The organism is Paenibacillus sp. FW101-FHT12H11, assembly GCF_058790355.1.
Genome location: NZ_JBYTCO010000011.1, coordinates 241,712 through 267,823, shown reverse-complemented (window position 1 = coordinate 267,823; position 26,112 = coordinate 241,712). Strand labels below are relative to the sequence as shown.

The window sequence follows — 26,112 nt, the reverse complement described above, 5'->3', positions numbered from 1 at the left end:
TCACGTACAATCAATCATATTTTAGCGAGAAGTTAGCGAGGGTGGGAAAGTATCATGGCAGATGAAGTTTTGGCACGTAAGAAGCCGGCAGCGACTAAGCATAAAAGTGAATTCTGGGGTTGGGTTCGATTCATTTTACTGCTCTCTCTAGCCTTTATATTGATTAATAACATGATAGGACTGACGAGGGTTTCTGGTAATTCCATGAATCCGACGCTGCAAAGCGGCAATGTTCTGCTGATGAATAAAGTATCGCTATTTTTTAAAACGCCGAAGTACGGCGATGTCGTTGTAATCAAGGATGATCGGTTAGAATTCAGCATTATTAAACGTGTCATTGCCGTTCAAGGCGATCGCGTATTCATTCGAGATGGCGTCATCTACGTCAACGAAACACCGCTGCCTGAGCTGTATACAGCCGGCAAGTCGGAAAATATGGACGTACAGACGATTCCAAGCGGCTACCTGTTCGTAGTTGGAGACAATCGCAACTTAGGCGAAAGCAAGGATAGCCGTGACCCCTCGCTGGGTCCTGTACACATCAAAGATGTGAAAGGTTATGCCGTCTTCTCGCTGCTGCCGATGCATCGGATTGCTGAGCCTCTTGACCTGTAAAGCCAAAAAAAAGATCCGGCGGGTTATCCCGGCGGATCTTCCTTTATGTATAGGTGATTAACGCTGCATTTCGAATTGAACCAACCCTTTGGACAAGGCATATAAAGCGGCTTGCGTCCGATCCGCTAGTTCTAACTTGGCCAGAACCTGGCTCACGTGCTTCTTGACGGTAAACTCCGTAATAAAGAGGGCGTTAGCGATTTCTTTGTTCGAGCGGCCTTTACCGAGCGACATCAACACTTCAAGTTCTTTGGGAGTCAATTCAGACAACTCTTGCTTTTCCCTGCCTGATTTATGTTCCATGATCGACCCCATCAACACCGGATCGTAGTACTTACGACCGCGAGCGACAACTTCAATGCCGTACAACAAATCTTCTGGAAACGCTTCCTTTAAACAGACGCCTTCAATTTGCATGGACTGTGCGAGCTGAAGCTCACTTTGCGTGATAGATGAAGTTAAAATGATATATTTACAAGCATGTCCAGCCCTGCGTGCCTCTTGAATGAAATCGATGCCGTTCTCATTTCCCAAATTCAAATCTACGAGCACAAGATCGGGGTTTGTCTGATCCAGAAGCCTTAGAGCTTCTTTCGTATTCGCTGCTTCCCCAACAATATTCATGAACTGACCAGATGAAACAATGGTACAAATGCCTTTGCGAACAAGCGGATGGTCATCAAGGATAATCATATTCATCGATTGGTTTCCCTCCAAATTGATGCGATCTATGATATACTGAAACTAGGTATAATTTCCTAGTGCTTTTTACCTATGATTGTTGTTGACTGCTTCATTGTATAACAAATGTAGTCGAAAGACCATTAAGAATTGATAAAGTTTAGGAGTATTTGTCGATGTTTCTAACTACCAAATCGAGCTTGTATGTATTTTTTGGAGGCAGATGGGTGCTGCTGTTGATGGGGCTCCTGATTTATACCAAATCGGGGAACGTGACGCCGGGATTGTTGTTGGCAGCGGTACTTTTTCACACGGCCTACAGTCTGTTATATCTTTTTAAAATGGGTAAAAAAGCCACGATTGCAGCATCTGCTGTTGATATCGGTTTTGGGATTTACCTGCTTTGGCTAACAGGAGGGTTGTCCTCACCGTTCTTAATCTACTGTTTTACCGGCCTATTAATGGTCAAACGGTTCGTGACATGGCGGGGGTTTTACCGGCTCTCTTTTTGTTATGCGCTTTTACTCCCGTTCATCTTTGCGCTGACTTCTGAGAGGGCTGCGTACATCTATCTGCTGAACCATTTTGATTATAGCTTTGTTGTTCTCGGTTACTTTTGTTTGATAAGTTTTGCACATTACGCCATCCAAGCAGTACGTAAACAATACCGCAAGCTGGTGATGATTTATTCCTCTCGTTTTATGGCGCGACAGCCGAGGAAGCAGGGGGGCATTCTTTATTTAGAAGGGCTGCTCAAGAAAATTTTGGATGAGCGTGAAGTCATTCTCTGTATGGAAAGCGATAGACAGAACGAGAAAGCGCTGAGTTGGAAGCATACCTATTTCACGAACTATATGAAGCAAAATACGTCACTGCACGGTCAGAGGATGTACGCACAATTGCCATCTCCCACAGGTGAACTAGAGTCGCTGTACATCCAGACACTGCTCGATCGGGACGGGAAATCGTATGGCTGGCTATTGGTGAAGGCGGAGAAAAATGAATTATCTATCCTGCACAAAATGTACATCCAGTTCCTTCTTATGAGGCTGGAAGCCATTCATTTCAGCGACGAGGAGCTGCTGGAAGCTGAGGAAGCAGCGGTCGCGATAGAGCGCAATACAATCGCACAGAACATTCATGACGGCATCACACAAGAGCTGTTCTTTATTTCTATTCAGCTGTTTCAGCTGAAAAATGCCCTGCCCGCGCATGCGCGGGATGAAGTGCTCCCTTATGTAACCGAGATCGAGAAGAAGGTGAAAGAAAGCCACCGCGATATCCGGCAATTCATTACCGAGCTTAAGGATGAAAAGAGAACGCTGAATCTCCATTACGCGATTGAAAAAATGCTGCAGCGCATCACGGAGCACACGGGGGTAAAGCCGGCTTTTGAACATATCGGTTGGGTTTCGCAAGAACAGGTGGACGTCGAAGGCGCGATTTATCACTTGGTGGAGGAAGCGGCCAATAACGTCATCAAACACGCAAAAGCGAAGCATCTTCACGTTACGATTGAAGTTACGGTCGTGCAATGGACGGTAATGATTAAGGATGACGGAATCGGAATGAAGTCCGTGGAAAGGCATCAAGAGGGAAGGTTTGGATTAGGCGGTATGGAGAGCCGGATCAGAGCTTTGAATGGCTCAATTACATTCCAATCTGAAGAAGCTATGGGAACAACAGTTACCGCATATATACCGCGCGAAAGGAGTACAGCTTATGTATAAAGTCATTATTGCTGATGACAGTTCCATCGTAAGGGCAGGCCTCCGAATGCTGCTTGGTAGCTGTGGCACTTACACGGTAATGGGAGAAGCCTCCAATGGCAGTGAAGCGATTGAGCACGCCCTCTCCATCGTGCCGGATCTGCTGCTGACGGATCTCAAGATGCCCGGCATCCCGATTATTGAAGGTGCGAAGGCGCTTAAGAGCATCTATCCGCAGATGAAAATTATTATCCTAACCGCATTTGATGAAAGTGAGGATATTTATCGTGCTTTTCAAGCCGGCGTAGACGGTTATTTAATGAAGGATACGAGCCCAGAGGCCATATTGTCGACCATTGATGAGGTTATGAAAGGAATTTCTTATTTCCAAGGCAAAGAGTTCGGAACCTACCCAGCCTCCAAAAGGAGTTCGTTTATATGAACTTGCAGCGCCTCGGGAATCAGCCCGTCGATCAACTGATGATGTTCATCATCGCAAGTATGGCTTCGTTATGCACGATTGGCGGGATGTTCTACTGGCTCGTTATCCGAGACTCGGAATCATATCTTTATATGGTAACTTCGCTCACGGCGTCGCTTTTCTGTTGGGGAATTCTTGTCATTCAAAAGAACTTGCCCAAAGAGAATGTGTATACAAAGCTCATATCTCCAATGATCATCTTCGTTGTTGTTGTCGTGACTACGCTGTACAACCCTTTGTCGTTGTGGCACATGTGGGTGGCGATTGCCTTTTGTCCCATTCTGCTTAGTTTGCTGGTAGATACCAAAATATATGTATACGGCTGCCTCATTGTTATGCTGTACGTCGTGCTTCTCACCATATTCGGGCCAACTTCTGTTATAGTTGGAGACATTTCACCGATTATTGCTGCCATAACCAGAGGTGTGTATACATTTGGAAGTGCGATCTTGGGGGGAGTCATCCTTGTTTCACGCAACCAGTTCAAAAAACGTGTCGAAGCTTTGGCTTTCCAGCAGCAGAAACAGCAGGTGATTAACCTTCTGCAAAGTTTTATTCCCGTTGGAGAGCGGAAAACCCAGACCTCGCGGAAAGAAATCGGAGAGATGAGCATGCTGCTCAAATCACTGGTGAAGGTTTATGGGGGAATGAGCGTACAGGACTGGGAGATTGATCTGCTGTCGCTTTTGCATTTTGTTAGCAGGGTCAAGCTGCCGGATTATATGTTCGAAAAGGAAGGCAAGCTGTCCGAATTCGAATTCGAAGTTGTTCAGGAGCACTGCTACATGGCCAAGGAATTATGCGAAGGCATCCCTGACTTTCAAGAGGTGGAGAAGGCATTCCTGTATCATCATGAAAAAGTGGACGGCACCGGCTACCCGTATCAGCTTGCTGGGGACCAAATCCCGCTGCTATCGCAGATGCTAGGATTAGTGGAAGTATTCCTGGCGCTAACGACACCGCGTTCCTACAGGCAAGAGATGTCCCAACGGGAAGCTTATGCCGAAATTCAAAAGCTGGTGGGGCATTCGTTCCGCTCGGATATCGTGGAGATTTTCGGGAAAGTCATTGATTGAATAACATCCAATATTACCCTGCTCGAATCACGCCTACTCCAGCCTTTTCTGTGGAATAGTAGTAACAGTCTATGAAGGCTGAACTCAACCACAGAAGGCAAGGAGTGAATCTGCACCCGTGAATTACATCCGTATCCTTACCGTCGTGATGGCGATGCTGTTCGGACAGGCCATGCTCGTATCCGCTGACGGGTCTTATCATTTCGGCTTCAAAAAAAGCACCAAAGGACAACGTCCCTCCATTGATGAAGAAGGCTTCAAGAATCTGTTGAAGCAGCATGGGGCTATTTTTACAGGTGATCTAACGGTCAAAGAATTGTACCTGACGTTTGATAATGGGTATGAGCAGGGGTATACCGGCAAAATTCTGGACGTGCTAAAAGAAAAGCAAGTGCCAGCGATCTTTTTTGTGACCGGCCATTATATCAAAACCGAGCCGGAGCTGCTTAAGCGCATGGCGCAAGAGGGCCACTTGATTGGCAACCATTCTTGGAGCCATCCGGATATGAGCCAAATTTCCGCTGAGCGGATCAAGAAAGAGCTTGATCAAGTGAGAGATGGCGTGAGCGCGGTCACTGGACAGAAGGAGATGCATTATTTGCGCACGCCGCGGGGCATCTTCAATGGTCAGTCGCTAGCCGTCAGCCAGCAGATGGGCTACACGAACGTGTTCTGGTCCATTGCGTACCGCGACTGGGAGCCCAAGCAGCAAAAAGGCTGGGAGTATGCGTATAGAAATGTGATGGCGCAGCTGCATCCTGGCGCGGTGATTTTGCTGCATTCCGTATCCAAAGATAACACGGAGGCGCTCGCCAAAATCATTGACGACGCCAGAAGTCAAGGTTATCAGTTCAAGAGCTTGGACGAAATGAAAACTCGTACACCATAAAATGAAAAAAGGATGCCCCTTGGGCATCCTTTTTTGGTGCTGTTCGTGGAGGCAGCCGCCTCTGGCTCCACGTTCAGTGGAATAGATGGAAGAATCCATTAAGCTCCTGCAGGCTTGCTTAAATAGTTCTCAACCGTCGACTGGGATTTTTTATCCTGCAGCCATGTGGTGGAGAGGGAAGCCAGTTTCTGAGTCGTGATCGCCGACTTAATATCCTCCTTTTTCTCCTCCATGGTAGGGGTAGAAGCTGCTTTGTGGTCTGTTACTTTAATGATGTCGTAACCCGTGCTTGTCTTAACAGCGCCGCTGGTTTCGCCAACTTTTAAAGCAAAGGCCGCGGTATCGAAAGCTTCGTCCATATTGCCGCTAGAGATGTAGCCAAGGGATCCGCCATTATCTTTGGTAGCTGTGTCTAAAGATTTGCTTTTAGCCACCGTGGCAAAGTCGGCCCCATTTTTCAAATCGGCTACAATAGCATCTGCCTCTTCTTTCGTCGCTACGGAGATATGAGAGGCTTGAACTTGCTCAGGAACCTTCAAAGTTTCGAGGTTTTCATCGTAATATTTTTTGATTTCATCATCTGTAATTGTGATTTGAGGCGTTAATATTTTTTTCAAAAGGACCTGCGATTTCATGCTTTTCTTGAGATCGTCGATGGTCATACCGTAAGAAGTGAGTGCCTGCTGGAACTCAGCGTCAGAACCATAAGAGCCTTTTACATTGGCAACTTCTTTATCAATATCTTCGTCGGTGACGGTGATGCCTGCTTTTTGACCTTCTTGATTAATGAGCTCCTCGGAAATCATGGAATCAAGAGTCTGCTGACCGCCGCTTGCGAGCATAGCTTGATATAGCTGTTCGGAGTTGATGCTGACGCCATTGACTTTGGCGACGGGTTCTATTGTTCCCGCGCTGCCCGCAGCGTGCTTAGTTGGTGGGTAGAAAGCGATATATGCGATAAGGCAGATCAGCAGGACAGCTGATACCCATTTCCATGTGCGATTAGATCTGATTTGTGTTTTAGTCATAATTGCTCCTTCAGTGTGTGTCTCTGGATGACATGCTTCTATTATGCCTATGGAATCTGAAGCCCACATGAAGTCTAACTGAATGTTTTATGAAGGCTTAACCGGTTTTTGGAAGGAGAAAAGGTTTCTATTTTGAATTTAATTTGTATACAATTTAATTGTTGACAAATTTAAATGAAGTTGATATGATCTATTCATAAGGTTTGCATCAAATTAATTTGCTAACAAAATAACGGTGAGAAATAAGAAACTAGAAATAAGAATTAAGAGACAAAGAAATACGAAATAGACAACAAGCACAATCAACAATATGAAATCAACAAATATCGATCAATAAAAGGAGGCATTTTCTATGCACCACAAAGCGATTATTATCGGAACAGGACCGGCCGGATTAACGGCTGCGATCTATTTAGCGAGAGCGAGCATGGAGCCGCTTGTCATCGAAGGCATACAGCCTGGCGGCCAATTAACCACTACAACGGAGGTGGATAACTTCCCAGGTTTCCCGGACGGTATTATGGGCCCTGAACTAATGGATAACATGAGGAAGCAGGCGCTGCGCTTCGGCGCTAAGATTCAATCGGGGCGCGTAACAGAAGTGGATATGTCGAAACGGCCATTCACGTTATTTTTAGAAGGTGGGGGCCAACTGACTGCGGATTCTATCATTATCTCTACAGGCGCTTCGGCTAAGAAGCTGGGCATCCCTGGCGAATCCGAGAACATCGGAAAAGGTGTCAGCACTTGCGCCACTTGTGACGGATTTTTCTTCAGGAATAAGAAAATTATCGTGATTGGCGGCGGGGATACCGCGATGGAAGAGGCACAATTTTTGACCAGATTCGCTTCGGAAGTACGCGTCGTGCATCGTCGTGATGATCTGAAGGCGTCAAGAATCATGCAGGATCACGCCCGCGGCAATGAGAAAGTGGCCTGGAGCCTGAACCGCACGCCGCTGGAAGTAGAGGCAGGACCGCTTGGGGTCAAAGGACTTAAAGTGCGCAACAACGAAACAGGCGAAGAAGAATTACTTGAAGCAGATGGCATTTTCCTTGCAATCGGTCATACGCCGAATACAGGATTCTTAGGTGGTCAACTGCCAACCGACGAGCTCGGTTACCTGCAGGTTATCCCGGGAACTTCCAAAACAGCAATACCAGGCGTATTTGCCTGCGGCGACGTGCAAGATCACATTTACCGTCAAGCCATCACTTCAGCAGGCAGCGGTGCTATGGCGGCACTCGATGCAGAACGATATATTTCGGAACATGCCGCAGCTCTTGTCAGCAGCAAATAATCAGCAGATAACCATCAAATTTAAAATAACTTAAATTCTAGGAGGAATTAGCCATGTCAGTTAATCAAATTTCCGATGCAACCTTTCAAAGTGAAACAAGTAGTGGAACTGTACTCGTCGATTTCTGGGCGCCATGGTGCGGCCCATGTAAAATGATCGCTCCGATCTTGGATGAACTCTCCGCCGAGGTTGGCGACAAAGCCAAAATCGTAAAAATCAACGTGGACGACAATCCGGAGTCCGCTGCTAAATATAACGTTATGAGCATTCCAACTTTGCTGGTTTTCAAAGACGGGCAAGTGGTGGATCAGCTGGTAGGCGTGCAACCCAAAGAGAAACTTAAAGCAGTAATCGAGCAAGCTTAATCCCTTTTCCCGGCATCAAAACATATGAACGACATCAACCATTCAGGAGGAACGAACTATAATGACACAAGTACAAGAACGCACAGGAGTAGCAACAGTTGGAGGAAATCCCGTCACTCTGCTAGGGCCGGAGATTAAAGTTGGCGATAAAGCACCTGATTTTAAGGTGAATAAAGATCTTATGACAGAGGTGAGCCTGTCGGATTATGCGGGTAAAATTAAGCTGATTTCCGTTGTTCCTTCCGTCGATACGGCAACTTGCGATGCGCAGACGCGCCGATTCAATGTGGAAGCAGATAAACTGGGGGATAACGTTGTCATCCTGACGATTTCCGTGGATCTTCCTTTTGCGCAAAGCCGTTTCTGCGGAGCTGCCGGAATTGATAAAGTCATCACACTTTCCGATTACAAACATCGTAACTTCGGCCAAGCGTATGGCGTATTGATTAAAGAGATCCAGCTTGATCAACGGGCGATCTTCCTTGTAGATGCTGACGATACAGTTCGTTATGTTGAATATTTAACGGAAATGAAAGAGCATCCGAATTATGATGCGGCGCTCCAAGCTTTGAGAGAGCTTGTTTAAATAATAAAAGGACGAGGCAGGTGATTCCTGCTTCGTCCTTTTTTTGACGTTTTGGGGTAAGCGAAGCTTACCTTTGATTCAGTGGCGTGCCCAACAGCACGCATGATCTAGTTGGTGAAAGCCCAACCAAGCGAGGGACCCAACGTATGGCGAAGTCTGTGCGCAAAAGCGCATCGGCGAAACCTCCAATGGCTCCTTCCACCCCAGCGAGGGGAACTACAGGGCACTATTTCATCGAAATAGGCTCTTTTTCGCGTAGAGGGGAACTGTGGGACGCTATTTATCCGTTTTTTTGAAGAAAACGGGCTGAGCGGTCAAATAAGGTCCTGTGGTTCCGCTGAACGCGGAAACGGGCTGAATTTGCTAGAATAGTGGCCTGTGGTTCCTCAAGGATGAATATTGACCAACCTAACGCTAGGATGAAGTCCCCCGTTTATACGTGAATGCCAGCAGACTGCTGAAGTCTTGCGGCAATTTTCATAAAGTCCTCCGGGAATATGCCAGGGGCGAACTCTTCCGGGGTATCTGCATACTCTGGAATCGGGCCGCCTTCCGGGATGCCCTCCTTGACGATCAAATCGCCACCGTCTTCAGGGTGTGTGCCTTTCCAGATCTGTTCCAGGTCGCGGTAGTCCTCATCGCTGAAGCGGTACAAAACCCGGTGAACCCCTTTTTCCTCATACTTGCGAGTTTCGTTGAACGCTCTGTTATCCAAGCTCGGAATGGGTATAAGTTTGGTCACGTCCGCACCGGTAGCCACTTCAAGCGCTTTGGCGTAAGCGACAACGTGAACGCCTCCCCGAACCAGCAAGTAGCCGATCATCGCGCGAGCGACGGGGTGCGTGGTCATTTCGTAGACGCGCATCTTGTGTGTGCGGGCTCCGCACTCCAAGAAGAAGTTGTGCAGCAAATCGAGGATGAGATTACCGCTGTTGAACACATTCTCGCCAGTCCAAGCTTTGCCCATGGAGTCCACGGGAAGCGCATTTTGACCGGCAAAGATGAAATGCTGCGTATTGCGCACATCCTTGGCAGCCGCCAAAGGTGTTGAATCCGGATCACCGGGATTCGTTGCACCGGCCAAACACAGGTTAATCGTGTGTGAAACAAGCTCAACATGGCCGAATTCCTCAGCAGTGATGCTGGAAATAAGGTCGTAGAAAGGTTTCAGCTTCGTCTTATTCTTGAAATTAAACGACTGAAACATGTAATTGTTCAGCGTGGACATTTCTCCGAATTTACCGCCAAGCAGCTCTTGCACAGCGGCGGCTGCGTTTGGATCGGCTGTTGTCGGCTGTGGCAGTTCAATAGCCAAGCGATTGAATCTTTTGATCAAAATGATCCCCTCCAACTGGTCAGATACGGATGTATTCTAACCAAGCCGGCGGCATCTCATGCAAGCCGCCACGAGCTAGCGAGCTAGCGGGCGAGCGGGACGAGCCTGCTGCCCTTGACCATGGCCCCGCCGCACAAGGGGCACGTCTTCGCCGTTCGCCGCGATTCCTGCGGCGAAGAAATGCGCGACCAGGCCTTGCAGCCGGCCTGGCCGCAAACCCACGCCGCGACCGACTCCGTCGCGGTTGGCTTCGCAGCCGCCGTCCGCGGCGCGGCTGCCTTCGTCACAGCCGCCGCCACAGGCTTGCGGCTGACCATCCCGTCCGCGTCAGGGAACGCGGACAGCAGGAAGCGGGAAGGCTCCGCCTTCTTCCCGCGATAATACACCGGCGAGCTGATCAGCAGCTCGGCCTTGGCGCGCGTGACGGCGACGTAGGCGAGTCGCCGTTCTTCCTCCAGCGCGGCGGCGGTTTTGTCGCGCGCGGTGACGCCGGCCAGCTGAACATCGTTCAGCTGGTTCGCTTCCAGTGCCGAGCTATGCGGCATGTTACCCTCGATTGCACAGAGCAAGTAGACCACCTTGAACTCAAGGCCTTTGGATTTATGAATCGTCATGAGCGAAATTTTGTTCGCGGCATGGTCTTTTGGCAGTGCGCTCATTTCCATGCGTTTTTCTGCGACTTCATGGATAAAATAAAGGAACTGCTCCACCGAATCGAAACGCTTGGCAGAGGACTCCAGCTCGTCGAGCGTCTCCTTCAGCATCTCCCGGTGATGTGTCAGCTTGCTTCGCTTATTCGTCTCCAGGAAGGCGTCGTAGAAGTCTTTGCGGATCGCCTGGATGGCTTCCAGCGGCTTCATTTCGGCAAGCGACTTGATCAGTCGGATGCGGCTTTTAAGCTTTTCTTTCTGAAAATCCTTCAGCTGCGGCAAGCCCAGAAGGTGGATCAACGGCCACTTTTTAGCCTGAATCGCCTCCTGCTCCTGAATAATCCGCATGCCTTGGTCACGCCCTATATATAATGAAGGTAGGACACCCTCTATCGCTTCAAAATTGCGGCGTTCATGAGCAATCCGAAGATGATCGATTATCGGCTTGACCATCCACTGTTCATAGAAAGAATCGCTGCTGCCATAGTCGACAAAAGGCAGATTATGCAGTATCAATTGCTCAATAATGGCCCTGCTGTTGCTTTGGGTACGGTACAGAATGGCAAAATCCCCAAACGCGCAGCCACCTTCAGCGACCTTAACGCGAATATCGTTGATCAGCCAATCGGCTTCATCATCGCTGCTGGCGGGCCTCACATACAGCGGTTTCGTTTCACTTTGTTTGGTGGCGAGCAGTGTCTTGCTCTTGCGCTGAACGTTATGCCGAATAATGGCATTGCCCAGTCCCACGATACTCGAAGTGGATCGATAGTTAATATCGAGCGTGACTGTCGTCGCAGTAGGATACTGTTCATGGAATTGTAAAATAAATGCATTCCGAGCTCCATTAAACGAATAAATGGTCTGGTCATCATCGCCGACGACCATCAAATTTTGATGATTTCGAGCGATCATTTTAATAATCTCGTACTGCACGGTGTTCGTATCTTGAAATTCATCGACGCTGATATAAGAAAACTTCCGCTCCAGCGAGCGCAGGATATCGCCATTGTCCTTCAGCAGCTGATAAGCGAGAATCAAAATATCGTCGAAATCAATCTTCATCTGCTCCATTTTCCACTGTTCATATTGCAGAAAAATTCGCTTCATCTCCTGATCTTCTTCCGTATCTTCGGGAAGGTCGCTGACGTTGATCAGCTGCATTTTGTAGGAGGAGAGGATGGAGATGAGAACCTCGGGTTGGTAGGTATCCTGAAGTCCCATGCTCAGCATGATACGTTTGAAAACAATCTGCTGATAACGGCCGTCGCTCAGAATCTCCTGATTGAACCCGTTCATTCGCAGCAACCGGAGGCAGAAGGCATGGAACGTCCTCACTTGCATCGAGTGAGTCATACTTGCATCCAGGCCAGGCAGGGAAGTGAGGCGCTCCCGCATTTCTTCAGCGGCTTTTTTCGAAAATGTAATGAGCAGCACATTCGACGGATGCACTCGGTGAACGCGCAGCAAATAAGCCACTCGGCATACCAGCACGGTTGTTTTGCCAGAGCCTGCTCCCGCTAACGTGAGAAGAGGACCCTTGAAATGGCGCACAGCTTGTACCTGCGCTTCATTCAACAAAATGCGATGGCGTTCCAAATCGCGGAAAAAATAAGCGTCCCGATCCTCGTCGGGCACAAAATCGGAGCTATTCGTTAACCGGGCCATCTGCGCATGCGGAACCTTTCGCTCAGCGGCCGGTTTAGAGCTTATTGGAGTAGGGTAAATAGAAAGAGAGTTCATTAATTGGTAATCACCTGTTCCTTGCAGGACTGAACTACCTATTTTATCACAATTCTTGAGCAATGAAAGGATAACTCCGCCAATGGTTATATCTAACTTAAAATTGCTCTGGCACCAATTCCAAAAGCACGATGCTACGGGGCTGGCTGCACAGTGCGCCTACTATTTCTTGCTGTCGCTGTTCCCGTTTCTACTCTTTATTCTGAGCTTGCTCGGGTACTTGCCATTCTCATCTGACGATGTGGTGGCGCTAATCAAAGACTACATACCAGGCGCCGTTTCCAGCTGGCTTGAGGATACCTTGACCAATCTGCTCGATGTAAAAAGAGGCGGAACCTTGTCCTTCGGGTTAATCCTCGCCTTGGTGAGCGCTAGCGCAGCGATGAACGCGATCGTGATAGCCGTGAATAAAGCCTATGGCTTGCCGGAGCGCAAAAGCTTTATTCACTCGCGTTTTCTGGCGGTTATGCTGACGCTGGGCATGCTTATTGTTATTGCTTCCGCGCTGCTTCTGAGCGTATTCGGCCATTGGATTGGCGACTGGGTACAGGCGCATGTTCATCTGGCGGCAACGAAGGTTAACGTTTGGAACAATCTTCGCTGGATACTTAACTTCATTATCCTGTTCATTGTTTTCACAGGCATTTATTACATAGCTCCGAACACCTGTCTGACGTGTAAAAGTGTGCTCCCCGGCGCCTTATTCGCCTCCCTTGGCTGGCAGGGGACAGGTCTAGGTTTCTCTTTCTACGTGAATAACTTTACGAATTATAGCGCCACTTATGGCAGTGTCGGGGGGATTATTGTCCTTATGACTTGGTTCTACATCTCCGCGCTGCTCATTATTATCGGGGGGGAGATCAATGCCCTGAAGCATGTGAAGATGCAGGATCATGTTCATACCTTTCCGTTGGATAAACGGGACAGGCCGGATAAACCGGAGAGGCAGGATAAACAGGACATGCAGGATAAGAAGGATAGGACTGTGTGGTAACAGGTCACGGATGTCCGAAACATATGGAAAGTCTACCTCTAATCCGAGCTGCATCAGCCCAGGAAACGGAATACTGGAGAAGCCCCATCTAAATCGTTGGTTTCTCCGGGGAGTAATCAGCACTAATACCTGTTGCTTCCTCCTAGCTGCCTAATAACCCCGCGGCTCGGCCAGAGCCTCTCGTTCAACCGAACTCGAAAAACCGTAGAACCAAGCGAAATCCGCTACGTTCTACGGTTTTTCTTTACCACTCCAAAATGCCTCCATCAATCCGCTTAATCCCTCGGATCTTGCCGAGCTGCTCTGCCAGCCGGAATAAGGAAAGATCCTTCATCTTCGCCTCTATCATGACGTCGACTCGCTCCAGACCTGCTTCCTTGCAGCTTTTGAGGAAAGCTACGAGCTGTTCCGGCTCTATGTAGTCAGCATGGGAGCGAAACTCCTTCGTATCCTTTGGTGATTTCGGAGAAGAAATATGGATTTTCATGGGGACCTCGCCCCAAGTCTTCACGATCTGCGGGAGCAGTTCCTGAGGTGTAGCCTCCGAAGGGTTGCACCAATCGTGGTGCAAATCCAGCATGCAGGGACGCTGCAGCCGCTCGCTCACGGCGAGGGTTTCCTCGAGGGTATAGGTTTTATCGTCATTTTCAAAAGTAAGCCGCTTCATGATGTGATCCGGCACCTCGGGGATCTTAGCAAACAGCCGCTCTGTCGCGGCTGCTTTGTCGCCGTACACGCCTCCGACGTGGATGTTGATGATGGCCGATTCATCCAGTCCCATCCCGTCGAGAATCGCAGCATGGTAGCGCAAGTCCTGAATCGCCGCCGCAACCACCGAGTCGCTTCCGTTCAGCAGGGTGAACTGGTTGGGGTGCATGCTGAGGCGAATGTCATGTGCCTTGGCGAATTCGCCGAGTTTCTTGAGCTCTTTTTTATATTCGCCGGCTACATCAATTTGCACATCCGGATGCGTGGCGAGCGGGATGAGCGACGAAGAAAGACGGAACAAGCGAATCCCATGAGCGGCATTGTAAAAGAGGATGCGCTGCGTGGCTTCGAGGTTTTTGCGTCCGATAGCAATCGCACGCTGAAGGGCTTCCTCTCGCGGCCGCTGCGAGAACAGCTTATACGTAAATGTCGAGCTGGGCGTATTATTAAAAATCGCGAGCGCAATCGATACGAATCCAAGTCGGATAATCATGAAACCTCCCGTTAAAAGTGCATGATAAAGTTACCGTTAATGTGCCCCTTGGCTGAGGTTATTACAAGCAAGAAAAGACACCCATAAGGCGTCTTTTCTCAATTGTGGATCTCTTTGTTCTCTCTGATCCATCTAATCTCTCTTTTTATCCGATCTATCCGATTCTCTCCAAAATAGCGTAACCGACTTAAACCCGCTCAACCTTCAACAGGTTGGTCGTTCCCGATTTCCCGACAGGAACACCAGCAGAAACGACGGTAAGATCGCCTTTTTTCACGTAGCCAAGTGTTTCGGCATGTCCGATCGCCGAGCGAATCATCGCATCCGTCGACTCGCAGAACTCGCCATGGATCGGGATTACGCCCTGTACCATGCTAAGCAGATTGATCGCGTACTCATTGGAAGTCACCGCAATAATCGGCGCCTCCGGACGGTACTTGGCGATCATCCGTGCGGTAAATCCGCTCTCTGTCGGCGTCAGAATCGCCGCTGCCTTCAGCTTATTCGCGGAAGATACAACCGCTTGGCACAGCACTTCCGTCACTTCGTTGTTCGATTGCAGCTGTGCATCGATCATGGAGCTGCGCTCCATCGTCTGCTCAACGCGCTCGGCAATGGTCGCCATCATCGTTACGGACTCGACGGGATATTTGCCTGCAGCGGTTTCGCCGGAAAGCATGACCATGTCGCTGCCGTCAAGCACGGCGTTCGCGACATCGCTCACTTCTGCGCGCGTCGGACGCGGGTTACGCTGCATGGAATCCAGCATTTGCGTTGCTGTGATAACCGGCTTGCCGGCTAGATTACAAGCACGAATCATATCTTTTTGCGCGATAGGTACTTCTTCAGTAGGAATTTCAACCCCGAGATCTCCGCGGGCAACCATGATGCCGTCGGAAGCTTCAAGGATCGAAGCGAAATTCGTCATGCCTTCTTCATTCTCGATTTTGGAGATAATCGGCGTATTGCCTGCGCCATGCTGCTCCAGAATGCCGCGAACTTCCTGCACATCGTTCCCGTTGCGCACGAACGACATCGCGACGATGGAGATGTTCTCTTCGATACCGAATTTGATGTGCATCACGTCACGCTCAGTGACACCTGGCAGAGAGGTGCGAACACCTGGCAAGTTAACGCCTTTACGCTGCTTGAGAACACTTTGGTTCAAGACGCTGCAGATCACTTCCGTGCCATCGATGGATTCAACGCGAAGCTCAATGGAGCCGTCATCGATAAGCACAAGGTTGCCTGGCTTAACGTCCTGAGGAAGGCCAGGGTAATTCACGGAAACGCGGCTGCCGTCGCCGACGATTTGTTCTGTCGTCAGGACGATGCGATCGCCGGCTTTTAAATCATAGGAAGCATCTTTCAGTTGTCCGATGCGGATTTCCGGTCCTTTGATATCCATCAGAATCGGAACGACAACACCTAACTCCTGAGCCGCTTGACGAACGCGCTGAATGCGTCCGCGGTGCTCATCCAAATCGCCATGAGCCATATTCAGTCGGGCAACGCTCATACCGGAGCGAATGAGTTCCTTTAGAGTCGGGACGGAATCGCAAGCAGGTCCCATGGTGCAAATGATTTTCGTTTTACGCATTGTTTAGGACTTCCTTTCGTTGTGAACGAATCAATTTTGGCTTCATTATATGCCTTATTTCGACAAAATTCCATGAAATATAGTATGCTATATGGAATATAGTACTTAGGTGGTGGAAAATGAAGGTATCAAGCTACACGTATGATAAAAGCAGCAATTGGTACGGGGAATCACAGGAGGGCTGCGAGGATTGGACGCTTGTGCTTGTTACTTATGGCCGCTGCGTGTATTGGATCGAGGAAAAAAAGCAGGTGCTGGAGAAGGGGCAATGGCTGCTCATCCCGAGCAGTATTCCCTTTTACGGACGAAGTGTTCCAACCATGCTGCACGAAAAATATGTCGTTCAATTTGATCCGAGAGCCGTTCAAGCTCAAGCGGCATTTCCGCTTTTTAAGCTGCCTAGCGCCACAAGTCGATTCACAAGCAAATATGAACTGATTCTAGACCGGTTGCGACATATCCATCAGCAATGGCAGGACAAACAGCCCTATTATCAGACGCTGTGTGAAGCGCTGTTGACAGAGCTGTTCGTTTATTTGCAGAGAGAGTGGGACCAAGAAGCTGCAACTAGCACTACGCTGCAACTAGTCGAGCAGATGAAGGGTTACATCCAGAACCACTACCGGGAGCATGTCACCAAGGAAGAATTGGGTGCCTGCATTAGCAGATCGCCGAACTACGCGGCGACCCTTTTTCGCAAAGTGACAGGACAGACAATCAGTGAATTCGTGCATGCAGCCAGGATCAAAACCGCGGTATACATGCTCAGGCATTCGGCGTTAACAGTGACAGAAATATCCGATTTCATCGGGTACAATGACCCGTCCTATTTTTATCGTGTGTTTAAAAGGTTGACTGGGCTAGTGCCGACGGATCTGGTCTCCGACCGCGAAAACGTCCGTAAATAGCGGGAGTTCATCTACTTGGATTGACTACATCGTTCCGCCGCCACGGCGCACTTCAGGCGGGATCTTTTCAGGGCCTTTATCGATATACTGGTAAATGAAAGTTCCCACGCTGGCTTCGTCAAACTTAGGAAGCTGCATCGTTTTCGTCCAGGCGGTTACGACAACCTCTTTATCGCTGGGCACATCCTGGTTAGGTACAGCTAGCACACCGGCGCCAGCTTGTTTGAAATGGCTCAAATAGTCGAGGCGATCCTTGAGTTCCTGAGGCGCATCGGGATGGTAGTAGATGATGATGTCGCCGTGCTCCAAGTTATGGACAAGCATCGCATATGTCGGTCTTTCCTTGTAAAAACCAAACTTTAAATCATGCGGGCTATGCGTGCCTGAAGTTGGGATTTTCATCTCGTAGGTCAGCATACCTTCATCATGATTGCGCCCGTAATCCTTATCCGTCGTGACTTCGATAGGCGCATTGTAATTAAGCTTTTCGACGCTATATTTGTTGGATGAGGTCTGGATTAGAGAAGTTCCTAAAGAGCAAACCGCTAAAATTATAAGAGCATGAGACAGCAGCATCCAAGTCTTGTGCTTTTTGTGCAGGGCCATCTTCTCGGCTTTTTTCAGCTTGCTCGTGTTCGCTTTGTTCGTCTTCGCGGCAAGCACGTAACCAATGATGGCCAAAATGAAAAGTGCTGCCCCTATATAAAGCAAAATTGCAGTAAGATTCGATCCGTTCTGCATGGTGGTAGTATCCATTTGATATGAGCTCCTTTACGTTAATAATCCGTCATACACTACATATTGTAGTTTCGATAGAGGCAAGAAGTCAAATTCTTTGTAAAGATCCCGTTTTGGGCATAGAAAAAGGAGGATTTTCCCTTTCAATTGTTGAATCATGTAAGTAAATGTCTATTTTTGTAGAAAAAATTATAGAAAAGAGGGGGTATGACCAAATGACAGCACAAATGCTGGAACTACATAAAAGAAACGGGCTAATGGTGAAGCTGTTATGGGCTTGTTTGGTGTTAGGAATGGGGGCTTCCTATAGATCCATGGGAGTCGTTATGACGCTGCTGACTTTTGGAGCGCCTATTGCGCTCATTTGCACGCTGCTGATCTGGAGGAAAATCGGGGTCACTTACACCAAGTATATTATTGCCATAGGCCTTAATGTGATTTCATATTTCTTTATGACGCATAATCTCGCTTTGTCCAGCATGCTTATCTTGTATTTAAGTTTAGCGCTGGTCTCCTTGTATATGGATTATAAGCCGTTACTGCTTAATGGTGTTATCGGAATCGTTAATTTGAACTATTTCTGTTCCACGTTGTCGGGTTTTTTATGTGCTAATCATCATTACGCTAATAGGTCAAGGCCAGATAGGATTCCGATTATTAAGCCGTGTAGCTCAGAGCGGTCGGGAGTCCGAGGTGTCACGGATGAAGACGGAAGAGGTTTTGACAGGCGTCCGTACGACAACAGAGGCGCTAGGAACTTCCAGTAATACGCTTCATGAAAATGCCTCCGTGACAGGCAGAATTACAGAAGAAGTTGTTGCGGCTTTCCAAGAAATTTCCATCGGTATTGAATCTCAAGCCACTTCTATTACGGACATTACAGCGGCTATCCAAGAAGTGAATGAGACGGTGGAGATGACCTCATCCGCATCGAATACGATGAGCAGCAGATCCCGGGATACAGCTCGCATGACGAATGAAGGCAAGAGCCAGATGGAGGATCTGACGCATAAAATCAAGGATATTACTGTGATCGTAACGGAAACGTCGAGCATCATGAATGAAGTGAACGAAGAAAATGTGAAAATCGGAAATATCGTGACAACGATTGCCGATATCGCGAATCAAACGAATCTTCTGTCGCTCAATGCGTCCATCGAGGCAGCTCGAGCCGGGGAACATGGCAAAGGGTTTGCCGTAGTTGCCGGTGAGATTCGGAAACTTGCAATGAACGCACACGTAGCTTCAACGGATATCTCGGAGATTCTAGGCTCTATTCAGCAGAAGGTGGAGACCGCAGTTGAGAAGGTAACCGTTGGCAAACTGGCGGTAGAATCGGGCAGAAAATCAGCGGAAAGTGTTGATCAGCTTTTCGAGGTTATTAACACGAATACAGCTGAGGTCATGGAGCAAGCGGAGAATTTGCAGCGCATGAACCAGCAGTTGCAATTGTCTTCCCAGAAGGTGGCCGAGGAGATGACATCCGTGGCAGCGATTACGGAAGAGTCTGCTGCATCCGTGCAGCAAGTGCTCGCAAGCGCGGAAGTGCAGCAGAAACGAGTGGAAGATATCGTTGATAGCATCCGCCAGTTATACGGATTGACGCTGGATTTAAAACTTCTGATGGATAAATAATTTCTCCAAAGGCATTGCGAGTGATAAAAATAAAGATGGACATCGTTTTTACATACGGTGTCCATCTTTATTTTTGTTTATCCGAATTTTATTTACCGAGAATGCACGACTATAACGAGAAAAATTCATGGAAAATACCATTTTTGAATTTTTATTGGAAAATAATAGAATTATATGGTATATTGTATGAGGATATTCGGCCGATACCCAAATAATGAAAATGGAGGGAAATAACTTGCTTAAATTAAAGAAAATAGTTCCAGCGCTAGTTATAACTGCTTCTCTTTTATTCTCATCCCAATCTGCATTTGCTATCTTCGGTATAAACGATACTAAGGAAAATGCAGCAATCGCTTTTGCAAACATTAACTATACTTGGAAACTTGACGCACCAGCAGATGAAGATTGGAAATACTATACGAATACTTCTGGCACAAGTAAGAACTTATCTGGGTACTTACGTCCTCCTACTGGTAAAAATTATGACTTGCAACTTGTTCTCAAATTAGCGAGTGGGTACGAGTATACATTTAGTACTACGGACAATGGTCCTGGGAATTCTGATGGATTCAATACGACTCTTCAGCCTGGAGATACAATCTATTTCAAAATTAAATCGCATAATTTTGACTACGATACTGTTAATCCGTATCTATTCACATTTACAGCTAGTTAATAATTGTAAGATGAGCTTATAAAAGCGCCCTTAGGGGTGCTTTTATTTTTAATAAATGCATAAATTATGAAGCCCTATAACTCAAAAAAAGATGAAGTAAAATAAACTTATTGCTAATTTTAGAATGCTGATGTAAGATTTTTCTGTGAGATAAACTAACCGAATAGCTTTATCGGGAGCTTGAGTAGTCAGGCTGAGAGTGCGGGATTATACCGCTGACCGTTCGATCTGATCTAGATAATGCTAGCGCAGAGAATGATAGTACGCTACTTTTGGAGTAGTGTGCCTATGTCAAAGTATATGGCCGCAGAGACTTTATTGTCTTTTGCGGCTTTTTTAATGTCCTATTATAACTCTGGGTAATGCCAGCGTAGAGAAATGGAGTGCCTCTTTCTGCACTAATTTTATGCCTGTCGCATCCCGGTAGGCTTTTTTTTGTCGTGTTCGCCTATCTCATTTGAAAATCGTATCCAAGAAAAGGAGTGGGAAGTAGAAATGGCACAAAAAGAAACAGGAGCAAAAGGGTTAAAATTAACCGATATCTTGGTCACGATCGTGATCGCGGCGGTATTTGGGGTGATTTACCGTGTATGGGGTCCGTTATATGACAGTCTCAAACCGATCGGCCTGCACGTCGATCAACTAGGTTACGGTATGTGGTTCATGGCGGCTACATTTGCTTTTCTGGTTATTAGGAAGCCAGGGGTTGCGTTATTGGCGGAAGTTGCAGCCGCGACGATAGAAGCGCTTTTTGGAGGGACATGGGGGGCAGCGACGCTTGCCTACGGTATCCTTCAGGGGCTTGGAGCAGAACTGATTTTCGCGCTTTTCCTATATCGTCGGGTGAATGTGGGGGTAACGGTGCTTGCGTCCTTCGCGTCCGCGGTGGTCTCCCTGTTTATAGATAAATACTATGGCTATATTGATCAGCTAACCTTCTGGAATTATTGCTTATTTATTGGACTTCGTCTCATTGGTTCTGCCATTATCGCTGGCGTATTCGCCTATTACTTGGCCCAAGCATTGGCTCGTACCGGTGTGCTTAACTTGGTTCGTCCCGTTTCCAAGAAAGATTACGATGCACTGGGGTAATGGGTTATGAGCGAGGAAATCGGTGTTACCAATCTGCGCTTAAAATATCCCGGTGACGAGGTTCCCCTGTTATTTCAAGGGGTTTCCTTTTCGGTCATGCCGGGGGAAAAGGTGCTGCTGCTCGGGCCAAGCGGCTGCGGGAAATCGACACTGCTCCAAGTGCTGAGCGGGATCGTCCCCGATATTATCGAGATTCCGTTGAAAGCAGATAAGCTTGTCACACCAAGCCGCTGGGGGTACGTGTTTCAAGATCCGGACGCTCAGTTCTGCATGCCGTATGTGGATGAGGAAATTGCTTTTGTTTTGGAAAATAAACAGGTCCCCCGCGAGGAAATGCCGGAACGAATCACGCATTATCTGAGCTTGGTGGGGTTGCAGCTGGAAGACGCTCATACCTTAATTGGTCAACTGTCGCAGGGAATGAAGCAGCGATTGGCGATTGCAAGCGTGCTCGCGTTGGAGCCGGAAGTGCTATTTCTAGATGAGCCTACGGCGTTATTGGATGATGAGGGCACGGGGCTTGTTTGGGAAACGATCCGGTCCATTAGCGCTGACAAAACCTTGGTCATTGTGGAGCATAAAATCAGCGGCATTCTCGATCTCATCGACCGTTTGATTGTCATCTCTCCAGATGGGGAGATCCTGGCTGATGGCTTACCACACGTTGTATTTGATAAGTATAAAAAGCAGCTTGCCGACTACGGGATTTGGTATCCGGGCGTTTGGAACGACCTCGACGTGGGACGTACAGGTAAGAGCAAGTCGGCCGAGGAAGCTGAGAATCGGCAGCCGATCATGTCCTTTCGGGATTTCATCGGGCTTCGCGGCGGACAGATCAAGACCTCTGTGGATAACTTAAGCGTCTATTCCGGTGACTGGATCGCCATCATCGGTGCCAACGGCGCGGGCAAAAGCTCGCTCCTGCTCGCCATCATGCGGCTCATCCCGACCAAGGGCAGCTGCTGGATCGAAGGCGTGAAGGGCAGCAAAATCGAGCAGCTTGCGGAGCAAGTGGGCTTCGTGTTCCAAAACCCCGAATTCCAATTCGTGACGAATTCGGTGGAAGAAGAATTGCTCTACTCCCTGCCGGAGGCGGAGGGAGGGAAGGACACCCAGCAGGCCGCTCTAGAGGAGCTACTGCGGGAGTACGATCTGCTCGCACTGCGCAAGCGGCATCCGTTCCAGCTCTCGATGGGCCAGAAGCGCCGCTTAAGCGTAGCTTCGGCGATGGTGCGCAGCCCGCGTATCCTGCTGCTCGATGAGCCCACCTTCGGGCTCGACGCAAGCGGCACGATGCGCATGCTGGAGCAACTGGAACGGCTGCGCGCAGGCGGGACCGTCATCGTGATGGTGACGCACGATGAGGAGATCGTCAAACGCTGCGCCACGCGCGTTTGGCAGGTTGAAGCCGGGTGTGTGATGGAACAGTCTGCGACTTTCGCAGCACACACCGAGGAAGGAGCGCCGATGGTATGCAAATAACGTTCACGTATCGTGAAACCTGGCTGCATCGGGTTAATCCGGGAGTGAAGCTTGTCCTGTCGCTGCTTCTCTTTATCATTGTGGTATTCACGCATAATCTGAATACGATGATGTATTTGACAGCGGGCGCGCTGGTGCCGCTGTTCGTTTATTCAGGGCAGCCGATGCGGCGCCTGCTGCTGTATGCTTCGCCGTTCCTGCTCATCTTCATCTCCTCTGCGGCGGGGATGATGATGTTCGGCAGCGGGGACACGGAGTGGTTTCGTCTCGGATTCATTCGAATCACGGAAGAGAGCTTTTACCGCGGTTTGCATCTGGGCTTCCGCGGCTTACAGGTGGCGGCTGTCGGCTTGCTGTTCAGCCTGACGACGCGTCCTGTTGCCCTGTTCTATGCGCTGATGCAGCAGTGGAAGGTCGCGCCGAAGTACGCTTACAGCTTCCTTGCCGCATTGCGCATGCTGCCGCTTATGCTTGAGGAATTCCAGACGCTGCGCTACGCGCTCAAGGTGCGGGGTAGGAAGCAGAGACGCAGCTGGCTGACAGGTTGGTACACCGTGATGCGCATGTATGCCATACCGCTTCTTGCGCAGAGCATCCGCCGCGCTCATCGGACAGCTGTGGCCATGGAAGCCAAGCGTTTTTCCACACAAACCAAACGAACTTATTATTATCAATCCAGCTACTCCAAGTTAGATATTTATTATCTGATGTATTGGCTGCTTCTTGTTATATTCGCGTTTTGGGCGGGGACGGCGTGGCCGATTTGGAGTGCTTTCGATGTACGATAAAGGAAGTCGGCTATTGCCCCCATTTGAGTGCTAAGGTTACCTCACAGCAGGGGGTGTCAGGGGTTTGCGGATCAATCGTAAACTTCACGGAGCTTGGTGAATAACTAGTCACAATAACAGATTTAACGCCGAAGGAGTGGACAATACGATCCACTTCTTTTTGATTTCCCTGTTGGGCATGTGTCATTAACTCGTGAGCGATGGCGGGTTCAGATAGTTTTTGAATGAGAAGAGAAGCGTCCTTCAGCAGATGATGGGAAGAGGCAATCGAGTTGGATAAAATTTTAGAATCAACCGTTGGATAATCACGAGGAATGATCGTATTTGTATGGTAATGAGGATAATGCTGCTCCCAACCTGTCCAAACTTCCGAATGATCTTGGTGTTCATATTGGCCATATAGTCGCATATTTTGGGAAACGGATACAGTCGCGGAATGCGGATATAAAGGTTGTTGTTGAAAGAAATAAGCAGGGTAGTTGTACATGGGACGGACCCCTTTTCTTAAGAAGTTGAGCTTGCGCATGCTTTAGCAATATATGTTTATTGGGCGTGTTGGTGCATGTGAGGCGCAGAACGCAAAAAAAGGCCGCCATAAAGTAGTGAAACTACTTCTGGCAGCCAATTTTGAAAGTGTAATTAGTTGCGTTGTAATGTTACAAAGCTTGTTGCTTCTTGCCCCGTAGGAGTAACAGCCGTTAATTCAAAGGAAACAACGTTTCCTTCAACGTGAACTTTCCCATTTTCACCAATCGTTACAGTACCTACTGGGTCAACTCCGTTACCTTTTACTTTATTGGCCATAAAAAGTGTGCCTAGTGCAAAGTTATAATCCGCAATCTCGTTGTTTTCATATTTGATACCATAATTATCTGTTAAAGTAAGGTCCATCTCTGTATACGCATTAATATCTGCTGTGTACACACCGTTAGTCACTGTCATGATTTTAGTGATAGAAGTTTCGTCTGCTTTAATCTCTTTCGCAATAACTGCGTCGTTGGTAACAGTCACCGTTAAATGCAGTTGTTTGGAATCACCATTACCGACTTGAACGACCAAACTGATATCAGCTGTTCCAGCTTTGTTGCCGAGTACGTAAGCGTGATGATCAGATGTAAGACCAACTTTAGCAATATTATTATCAGACGAGAATACAGATTGCACAATCCCAGGAACGGCTACAATGTCACCGCTAGCGTTTTTAACTTGGATTTCAATTTCTTTGGCAAATTTACTTTTTGTGGGATCTTCGGCAATCGCCTGAGTAATGTTGCCTTTTGCTGAACCTGTTAGACCGCTATCGATAACGGAAGCCAACGTGTATTTACCTTTAATTGAAGTATTGCCCGTGTCAATAGGAGCTACGCTGAAGCTGCCAGTAGCTGTTTTAATCGTAGATGCGTCAAGTCCGCCTAGTGTTACAGTATAGTCTCCCGTAGCAAGCGCAGTGTCAACCGCAAGCGTTGCTGTAAGACCGTCTGCCGACCAAGTTGTTGTTGCAGGAACTGTTGTTGTACCATTTTTAAGCGTGAATGTTGCTTTCGCTGCGTCTACTTTTTTGTTCAGTGTAACTTGAACTTGTTTATAGTCGGAAGAAGCTTGAACTTTTGTAATCGAAATAAGAGCTTGGTTATCAGTGTCAAAAGCTTGCTGTGCTACGTAAGAGCTAGTAACAAGGTCAGCGCGGTTAGCAGCTTGATCACCGGATTTTCCAGTTGGGTGAATGCCAAGTTCCGTTGCCTGTTTCACAGCGTCCGCGTACCATGGCGTGCCTGTTACGGAAACGGTTTTCCCCAGTCCTTTAAGCAGCAAAGTGTCGAGCTGACCCGCAGTGACGGAATCGCCAGGAACGAAGGTTGTATCTGTCACGCCGTCGATCAATCCAGCTTTTTTCGCAGCTTCGATGTAAGGAATTGCCCAACCGTTAGCGGAATCGTCCGCATGAACATCAGTAAAGCTGGACACCTTAACAGTAAGATCGACAGGAATGTCGTAAATCAGCGTTGCTACTTTTGCAAATTGGGCGCGAGTCATATTCTGCGTAATACCGAACGTATCATCGGACACGCCTTCGAATATATCGGATGCTAACATAGCATCGATTTTTGCTTTTAATGAAGCATCAACATTGGCTAAATCGGTGAAATCAGCACTCGTTTTGCCAGCTGCAGAAGCAGGGTGTGTTAGGACAGAAGATGTCAACAAAGAGAAAGCCATAGCAGCTGTTGCAATCATCGTTAATTTTTTCATTTAGATGTAGTACCTCCTAGGTATGAATATATGATTCTAGCAAGTAGTCTTGTTCGTTCTGTTGCTATAACTATAGCTTGACTGATAGCCATTGTCATTGTCAAATTCTTGGCAGTCGAAGAACGAGAGTGCTAAAAGGGAGGGAAAGTCCGCTGTCCGCTGTTTTTTTCACTTTCCTCTATCCATAGACGTCAATATGGCTAAAAAAGTTTCTGTAGTTCCGCTAAGCTTCCCAAAGAAATTCTCACAAGATACCGAAGCCTGTTGGAGAGGGAGTTTCCCCCGACCC

Annotated in this window: 25 protein-coding genes and 1 riboswitch; of the genes, 16 read left to right on the top strand and 9 right to left on the bottom strand. The window is 48.1% G+C overall.

What is annotated here, in order from left to right; all coding sequences use genetic code 11:
- The first annotated feature begins 54 nt into the window (after positions 1 to 54).
- Positions 55 to 615 carry a signal peptidase I gene (gene lepB / locus AC3WTJ_RS31215; protein ID WP_407870247.1) on the top strand — a complete coding sequence of 187 codons (561 nt, stop codon included), beginning with the start codon at positions 55 to 57 and terminating at the stop codon, positions 613 to 615.
- 57 nt (positions 616 to 672) lie between these two features.
- Here the strand turns inward: lepB and AC3WTJ_RS31210 are convergent, their stop codons facing one another.
- A complete protein-coding gene (locus tag AC3WTJ_RS31210; protein WP_492525007.1) occupies positions 673 to 1,314 on the bottom strand; it encodes a response regulator in 642 nt (213 codons plus the stop codon).
- A gap of 158 nt (positions 1,315 to 1,472) precedes the next feature.
- Here AC3WTJ_RS31210 and AC3WTJ_RS31205 point away from each other — a divergent pair, with 158 nt between their 5' ends.
- The 4 genes from AC3WTJ_RS31205 to pdaA all read left to right on the top strand — a co-directional run bounded on the left by AC3WTJ_RS31205 (position 1,473) and on the right by pdaA (position 5,451).
- The gene (locus tag AC3WTJ_RS31205) at positions 1,473 to 3,026 is read left to right on the top strand and encodes a sensor histidine kinase (RefSeq protein ID WP_492525006.1); all 1,554 of its coding nucleotides are present in this window, start codon (positions 1,473 to 1,475) and stop codon (positions 3,024 to 3,026) included.
- Complete coding sequence (locus AC3WTJ_RS31200) at positions 3,019 to 3,447, top strand: response regulator (RefSeq protein ID WP_492525005.1); 429 nt, start codon at positions 3,019 to 3,021, stop codon at positions 3,445 to 3,447. Before AC3WTJ_RS31205 ends, AC3WTJ_RS31200 begins: the two co-directional genes overlap by 8 nt.
- The gene (locus AC3WTJ_RS31195; protein ID WP_492525004.1) at positions 3,444 to 4,562 is read left to right on the top strand and encodes an HD-GYP domain-containing protein; all 1,119 of its coding nucleotides are present in this window, start codon (positions 3,444 to 3,446) and stop codon (positions 4,560 to 4,562) included. The genes AC3WTJ_RS31200 and AC3WTJ_RS31195 overlap by 4 nt, the downstream gene beginning before the upstream one ends.
- A gap of 148 nt (positions 4,563 to 4,710) precedes the next feature.
- Positions 4,711 to 5,451: a delta-lactam-biosynthetic de-N-acetylase gene (pdaA, locus tag AC3WTJ_RS31190; RefSeq protein ID WP_157323793.1), complete on the top strand. Its 741-nt coding sequence runs from the start codon at positions 4,711 to 4,713 to the stop codon at positions 5,449 to 5,451.
- Positions 5,452 to 5,549: 98 nt separating this feature from the next.
- Here pdaA and AC3WTJ_RS31185 read toward each other — a convergent pair whose 3' ends face one another.
- A complete protein-coding gene (locus AC3WTJ_RS31185) occupies positions 5,550 to 6,479 on the bottom strand; it encodes a peptidyl-prolyl cis-trans isomerase (RefSeq protein ID WP_492525003.1) in 930 nt (309 codons plus the stop codon).
- 352 nt (positions 6,480 to 6,831) lie between these two features.
- Between AC3WTJ_RS31185 and trxB the strand changes: the two genes are divergently transcribed.
- The 3 genes from trxB to tpx all read left to right on the top strand — a co-directional run bounded on the left by trxB (position 6,832) and on the right by tpx (position 8,730).
- Positions 6,832 to 7,779: a thioredoxin-disulfide reductase gene (gene trxB, locus AC3WTJ_RS31180; protein WP_492525002.1), complete on the top strand. Its 948-nt coding sequence runs from the start codon at positions 6,832 to 6,834 to the stop codon at positions 7,777 to 7,779.
- A 53-nt stretch (positions 7,780 to 7,832) separates the two neighbouring features.
- Positions 7,833 to 8,144 (top strand): thioredoxin, encoded by a 312-nt coding sequence (gene trxA / locus AC3WTJ_RS31175; RefSeq protein WP_315955058.1) that lies wholly within the window; start codon positions 7,833 to 7,835, stop codon positions 8,142 to 8,144.
- Between the two features lie 61 nt (positions 8,145 to 8,205).
- On the top strand, positions 8,206 to 8,730 hold the full coding sequence (gene tpx / locus AC3WTJ_RS31170) for a thiol peroxidase (RefSeq protein WP_492525001.1): 525 nt from the start codon (positions 8,206 to 8,208) through the stop codon (positions 8,728 to 8,730).
- 433 nt (positions 8,731 to 9,163) lie between these two features.
- Here the strand turns inward: tpx and AC3WTJ_RS31165 are convergent, their stop codons facing one another.
- The gene (locus tag AC3WTJ_RS31165) at positions 9,164 to 10,066 is read right to left on the bottom strand and encodes a manganese catalase family protein (RefSeq protein WP_492525000.1); all 903 of its coding nucleotides are present in this window, start codon (positions 10,064 to 10,066) and stop codon (positions 9,164 to 9,166) included.
- An 83-nt stretch (positions 10,067 to 10,149) separates the two neighbouring features.
- Positions 10,150 to 12,459, bottom strand: coding sequence for a UvrD-helicase domain-containing protein (locus AC3WTJ_RS31160; RefSeq protein WP_492524999.1), 2,310 nt, complete (start codon positions 12,457 to 12,459; stop codon positions 10,150 to 10,152).
- Between the two features lie 82 nt (positions 12,460 to 12,541).
- Between AC3WTJ_RS31160 and AC3WTJ_RS31155 the strand changes: the two genes are divergently transcribed.
- A complete protein-coding gene (locus AC3WTJ_RS31155; protein WP_492524998.1) occupies positions 12,542 to 13,453 on the top strand; it encodes a YihY/virulence factor BrkB family protein in 912 nt (303 codons plus the stop codon).
- A 244-nt stretch (positions 13,454 to 13,697) separates the two neighbouring features.
- On the opposite strand, the gene uvsE is transcribed toward AC3WTJ_RS31155, so the two are convergent.
- Both uvsE and pyk read right to left on the bottom strand, forming a co-directional pair.
- Positions 13,698 to 14,654, bottom strand: a complete 957-nt coding sequence (uvsE, locus tag AC3WTJ_RS31150; protein ID WP_492524997.1) for a UV DNA damage repair endonuclease UvsE — start codon at positions 14,652 to 14,654, stop codon at positions 13,698 to 13,700.
- Between the two features lie 187 nt (positions 14,655 to 14,841).
- Positions 14,842 to 16,254: a pyruvate kinase gene (gene pyk, locus AC3WTJ_RS31145; protein WP_127457063.1), complete on the bottom strand. Its 1,413-nt coding sequence runs from the start codon at positions 16,252 to 16,254 to the stop codon at positions 14,842 to 14,844.
- Positions 16,255 to 16,373: 119 nt separating this feature from the next.
- On the opposite strand from pyk, the gene AC3WTJ_RS31140 reads away from it, so the two are divergent.
- Positions 16,374 to 17,162: a helix-turn-helix domain-containing protein gene (locus AC3WTJ_RS31140; RefSeq protein ID WP_492524996.1), complete on the top strand. Its 789-nt coding sequence runs from the start codon at positions 16,374 to 16,376 to the stop codon at positions 17,160 to 17,162.
- Positions 17,163 to 17,186: 24 nt separating this feature from the next.
- Here AC3WTJ_RS31140 and AC3WTJ_RS31135 read toward each other — a convergent pair whose 3' ends face one another.
- Positions 17,187 to 17,918: a DUF3105 domain-containing protein gene (locus tag AC3WTJ_RS31135; RefSeq protein ID WP_492524995.1), complete on the bottom strand. Its 732-nt coding sequence runs from the start codon at positions 17,916 to 17,918 to the stop codon at positions 17,187 to 17,189.
- Positions 17,919 to 18,115: 197 nt separating this feature from the next.
- Here AC3WTJ_RS31135 and AC3WTJ_RS31130 point away from each other — a divergent pair, with 197 nt between their 5' ends.
- The 6 genes from AC3WTJ_RS31130 to AC3WTJ_RS31105 all read left to right on the top strand — a co-directional run bounded on the left by AC3WTJ_RS31130 (position 18,116) and on the right by AC3WTJ_RS31105 (position 23,573).
- On the top strand, positions 18,116 to 18,667 hold the full coding sequence (locus AC3WTJ_RS31130; protein WP_492524994.1) for a hypothetical protein: 552 nt from the start codon (positions 18,116 to 18,118) through the stop codon (positions 18,665 to 18,667).
- Positions 18,603 to 19,535 (top strand): methyl-accepting chemotaxis protein, encoded by a 933-nt coding sequence (locus AC3WTJ_RS31125; protein WP_492525059.1) that lies wholly within the window; start codon positions 18,603 to 18,605, stop codon positions 19,533 to 19,535. The genes AC3WTJ_RS31130 and AC3WTJ_RS31125 overlap by 65 nt, the downstream gene beginning before the upstream one ends.
- A gap of 235 nt (positions 19,536 to 19,770) precedes the next feature.
- Positions 19,771 to 20,211, top strand: a complete 441-nt coding sequence (locus tag AC3WTJ_RS31120) for a hypothetical protein (RefSeq protein WP_492524993.1) — start codon at positions 19,771 to 19,773, stop codon at positions 20,209 to 20,211.
- Between the two features lie 162 nt (positions 20,212 to 20,373).
- Positions 20,374 to 20,484: riboswitch (TPP riboswitch) on the top strand.
- Between the two features lie 222 nt (positions 20,485 to 20,706).
- The gene (locus AC3WTJ_RS31115; protein WP_492524992.1) at positions 20,707 to 21,303 is read left to right on the top strand and encodes an ECF transporter S component; all 597 of its coding nucleotides are present in this window, start codon (positions 20,707 to 20,709) and stop codon (positions 21,301 to 21,303) included.
- 6 nt (positions 21,304 to 21,309) lie between these two features.
- Entirely contained in the window at positions 21,310 to 22,785 is a 1,476-nt protein-coding gene (locus tag AC3WTJ_RS31110) for an ABC transporter ATP-binding protein (protein WP_492524991.1), read from the top strand.
- Complete coding sequence (locus tag AC3WTJ_RS31105; protein WP_492524990.1) at positions 22,776 to 23,573, top strand: energy-coupling factor transporter transmembrane component T family protein; 798 nt, start codon at positions 22,776 to 22,778, stop codon at positions 23,571 to 23,573. The genes AC3WTJ_RS31110 and AC3WTJ_RS31105 overlap by 10 nt, the downstream gene beginning before the upstream one ends.
- A 10-nt stretch (positions 23,574 to 23,583) precedes the next feature.
- Here the strand turns inward: AC3WTJ_RS31105 and AC3WTJ_RS31100 are convergent, their stop codons facing one another.
- Both AC3WTJ_RS31100 and AC3WTJ_RS31095 read right to left on the bottom strand, forming a co-directional pair.
- Positions 23,584 to 24,060, bottom strand: coding sequence for a YuzC family spore coat inner layer protein (locus AC3WTJ_RS31100; RefSeq protein ID WP_492524989.1), 477 nt, complete (start codon positions 24,058 to 24,060; stop codon positions 23,584 to 23,586).
- Between the two features lie 152 nt (positions 24,061 to 24,212).
- Complete coding sequence (locus tag AC3WTJ_RS31095; protein WP_492524988.1) at positions 24,213 to 25,823, bottom strand: S-layer homology domain-containing protein; 1,611 nt, start codon at positions 25,821 to 25,823, stop codon at positions 24,213 to 24,215.
- Positions 25,824 to 26,112: the final 289 nt, after the last annotated feature.

Bases quoted from the DNA above. Each gene is read 5' to 3' on its own strand.
- lepB (WP_407870247.1), top strand. From the start codon at position 55: ATGGCAGATGAAGTTTTGGCACGTAAGAAGCCGGCAGCGACTAAGCAT.
- AC3WTJ_RS31210 (WP_492525007.1), bottom strand. From the start codon at position 1,314: ATGAATATGATTATCCTTGATGACCATCCGCTTGTTCGCAAAGGCATT.
- AC3WTJ_RS31205 (WP_492525006.1), top strand. From the start codon at position 1,473: ATGTTTCTAACTACCAAATCGAGCTTGTATGTATTTTTTGGAGGCAGA.
- AC3WTJ_RS31200 (WP_492525005.1), top strand. From the start codon at position 3,019: ATGTATAAAGTCATTATTGCTGATGACAGTTCCATCGTAAGGGCAGGC.
- AC3WTJ_RS31195 (WP_492525004.1), top strand. From the start codon at position 3,444: ATGAACTTGCAGCGCCTCGGGAATCAGCCCGTCGATCAACTGATGATG.
- pdaA (WP_157323793.1), top strand. From the start codon at position 4,711: ATGGCGATGCTGTTCGGACAGGCCATGCTCGTATCCGCTGACGGGTCT.
- AC3WTJ_RS31185 (WP_492525003.1), bottom strand. From the start codon at position 6,479: ATGACTAAAACACAAATCAGATCTAATCGCACATGGAAATGGGTATCA.
- trxB (WP_492525002.1), top strand. From the start codon at position 6,832: ATGCACCACAAAGCGATTATTATCGGAACAGGACCGGCCGGATTAACG.
- trxA (WP_315955058.1), top strand. From the start codon at position 7,833: ATGTCAGTTAATCAAATTTCCGATGCAACCTTTCAAAGTGAAACAAGT.
- tpx (WP_492525001.1), top strand. From the start codon at position 8,206: ATGACACAAGTACAAGAACGCACAGGAGTAGCAACAGTTGGAGGAAAT.
- AC3WTJ_RS31160 (WP_492524999.1), bottom strand. From the start codon at position 12,459: ATGAACTCTCTTTCTATTTACCCTACTCCAATAAGCTCTAAACCGGCC.
- AC3WTJ_RS31155 (WP_492524998.1), top strand. From the start codon at position 12,542: ATGGTTATATCTAACTTAAAATTGCTCTGGCACCAATTCCAAAAGCAC.
- uvsE (WP_492524997.1), bottom strand. From the start codon at position 14,654: ATGATTATCCGACTTGGATTCGTATCGATTGCGCTCGCGATTTTTAAT.
- pyk (WP_127457063.1), bottom strand. From the start codon at position 16,254: ATGCGTAAAACGAAAATCATTTGCACCATGGGACCTGCTTGCGATTCC.
- AC3WTJ_RS31140 (WP_492524996.1), top strand. From the start codon at position 16,374: ATGAAGGTATCAAGCTACACGTATGATAAAAGCAGCAATTGGTACGGG.
- AC3WTJ_RS31135 (WP_492524995.1), bottom strand. From the start codon at position 17,918: ATGGATACTACCACCATGCAGAACGGATCGAATCTTACTGCAATTTTG.
- AC3WTJ_RS31130 (WP_492524994.1), top strand. From the start codon at position 18,116: ATGACAGCACAAATGCTGGAACTACATAAAAGAAACGGGCTAATGGTG.
- AC3WTJ_RS31125 (WP_492525059.1), top strand. From the start codon at position 18,603: ATGAAGACGGAAGAGGTTTTGACAGGCGTCCGTACGACAACAGAGGCG.
- AC3WTJ_RS31115 (WP_492524992.1), top strand. From the start codon at position 20,707: ATGGCACAAAAAGAAACAGGAGCAAAAGGGTTAAAATTAACCGATATC.
- AC3WTJ_RS31110 (WP_492524991.1), top strand. From the start codon at position 21,310: ATGAGCGAGGAAATCGGTGTTACCAATCTGCGCTTAAAATATCCCGGT.
- AC3WTJ_RS31105 (WP_492524990.1), top strand. From the start codon at position 22,776: ATGCAAATAACGTTCACGTATCGTGAAACCTGGCTGCATCGGGTTAAT.
- AC3WTJ_RS31100 (WP_492524989.1), bottom strand. From the start codon at position 24,060: ATGTACAACTACCCTGCTTATTTCTTTCAACAACAACCTTTATATCCG.
- AC3WTJ_RS31095 (WP_492524988.1), bottom strand. From the start codon at position 25,823: ATGAAAAAATTAACGATGATTGCAACAGCTGCTATGGCTTTCTCTTTG.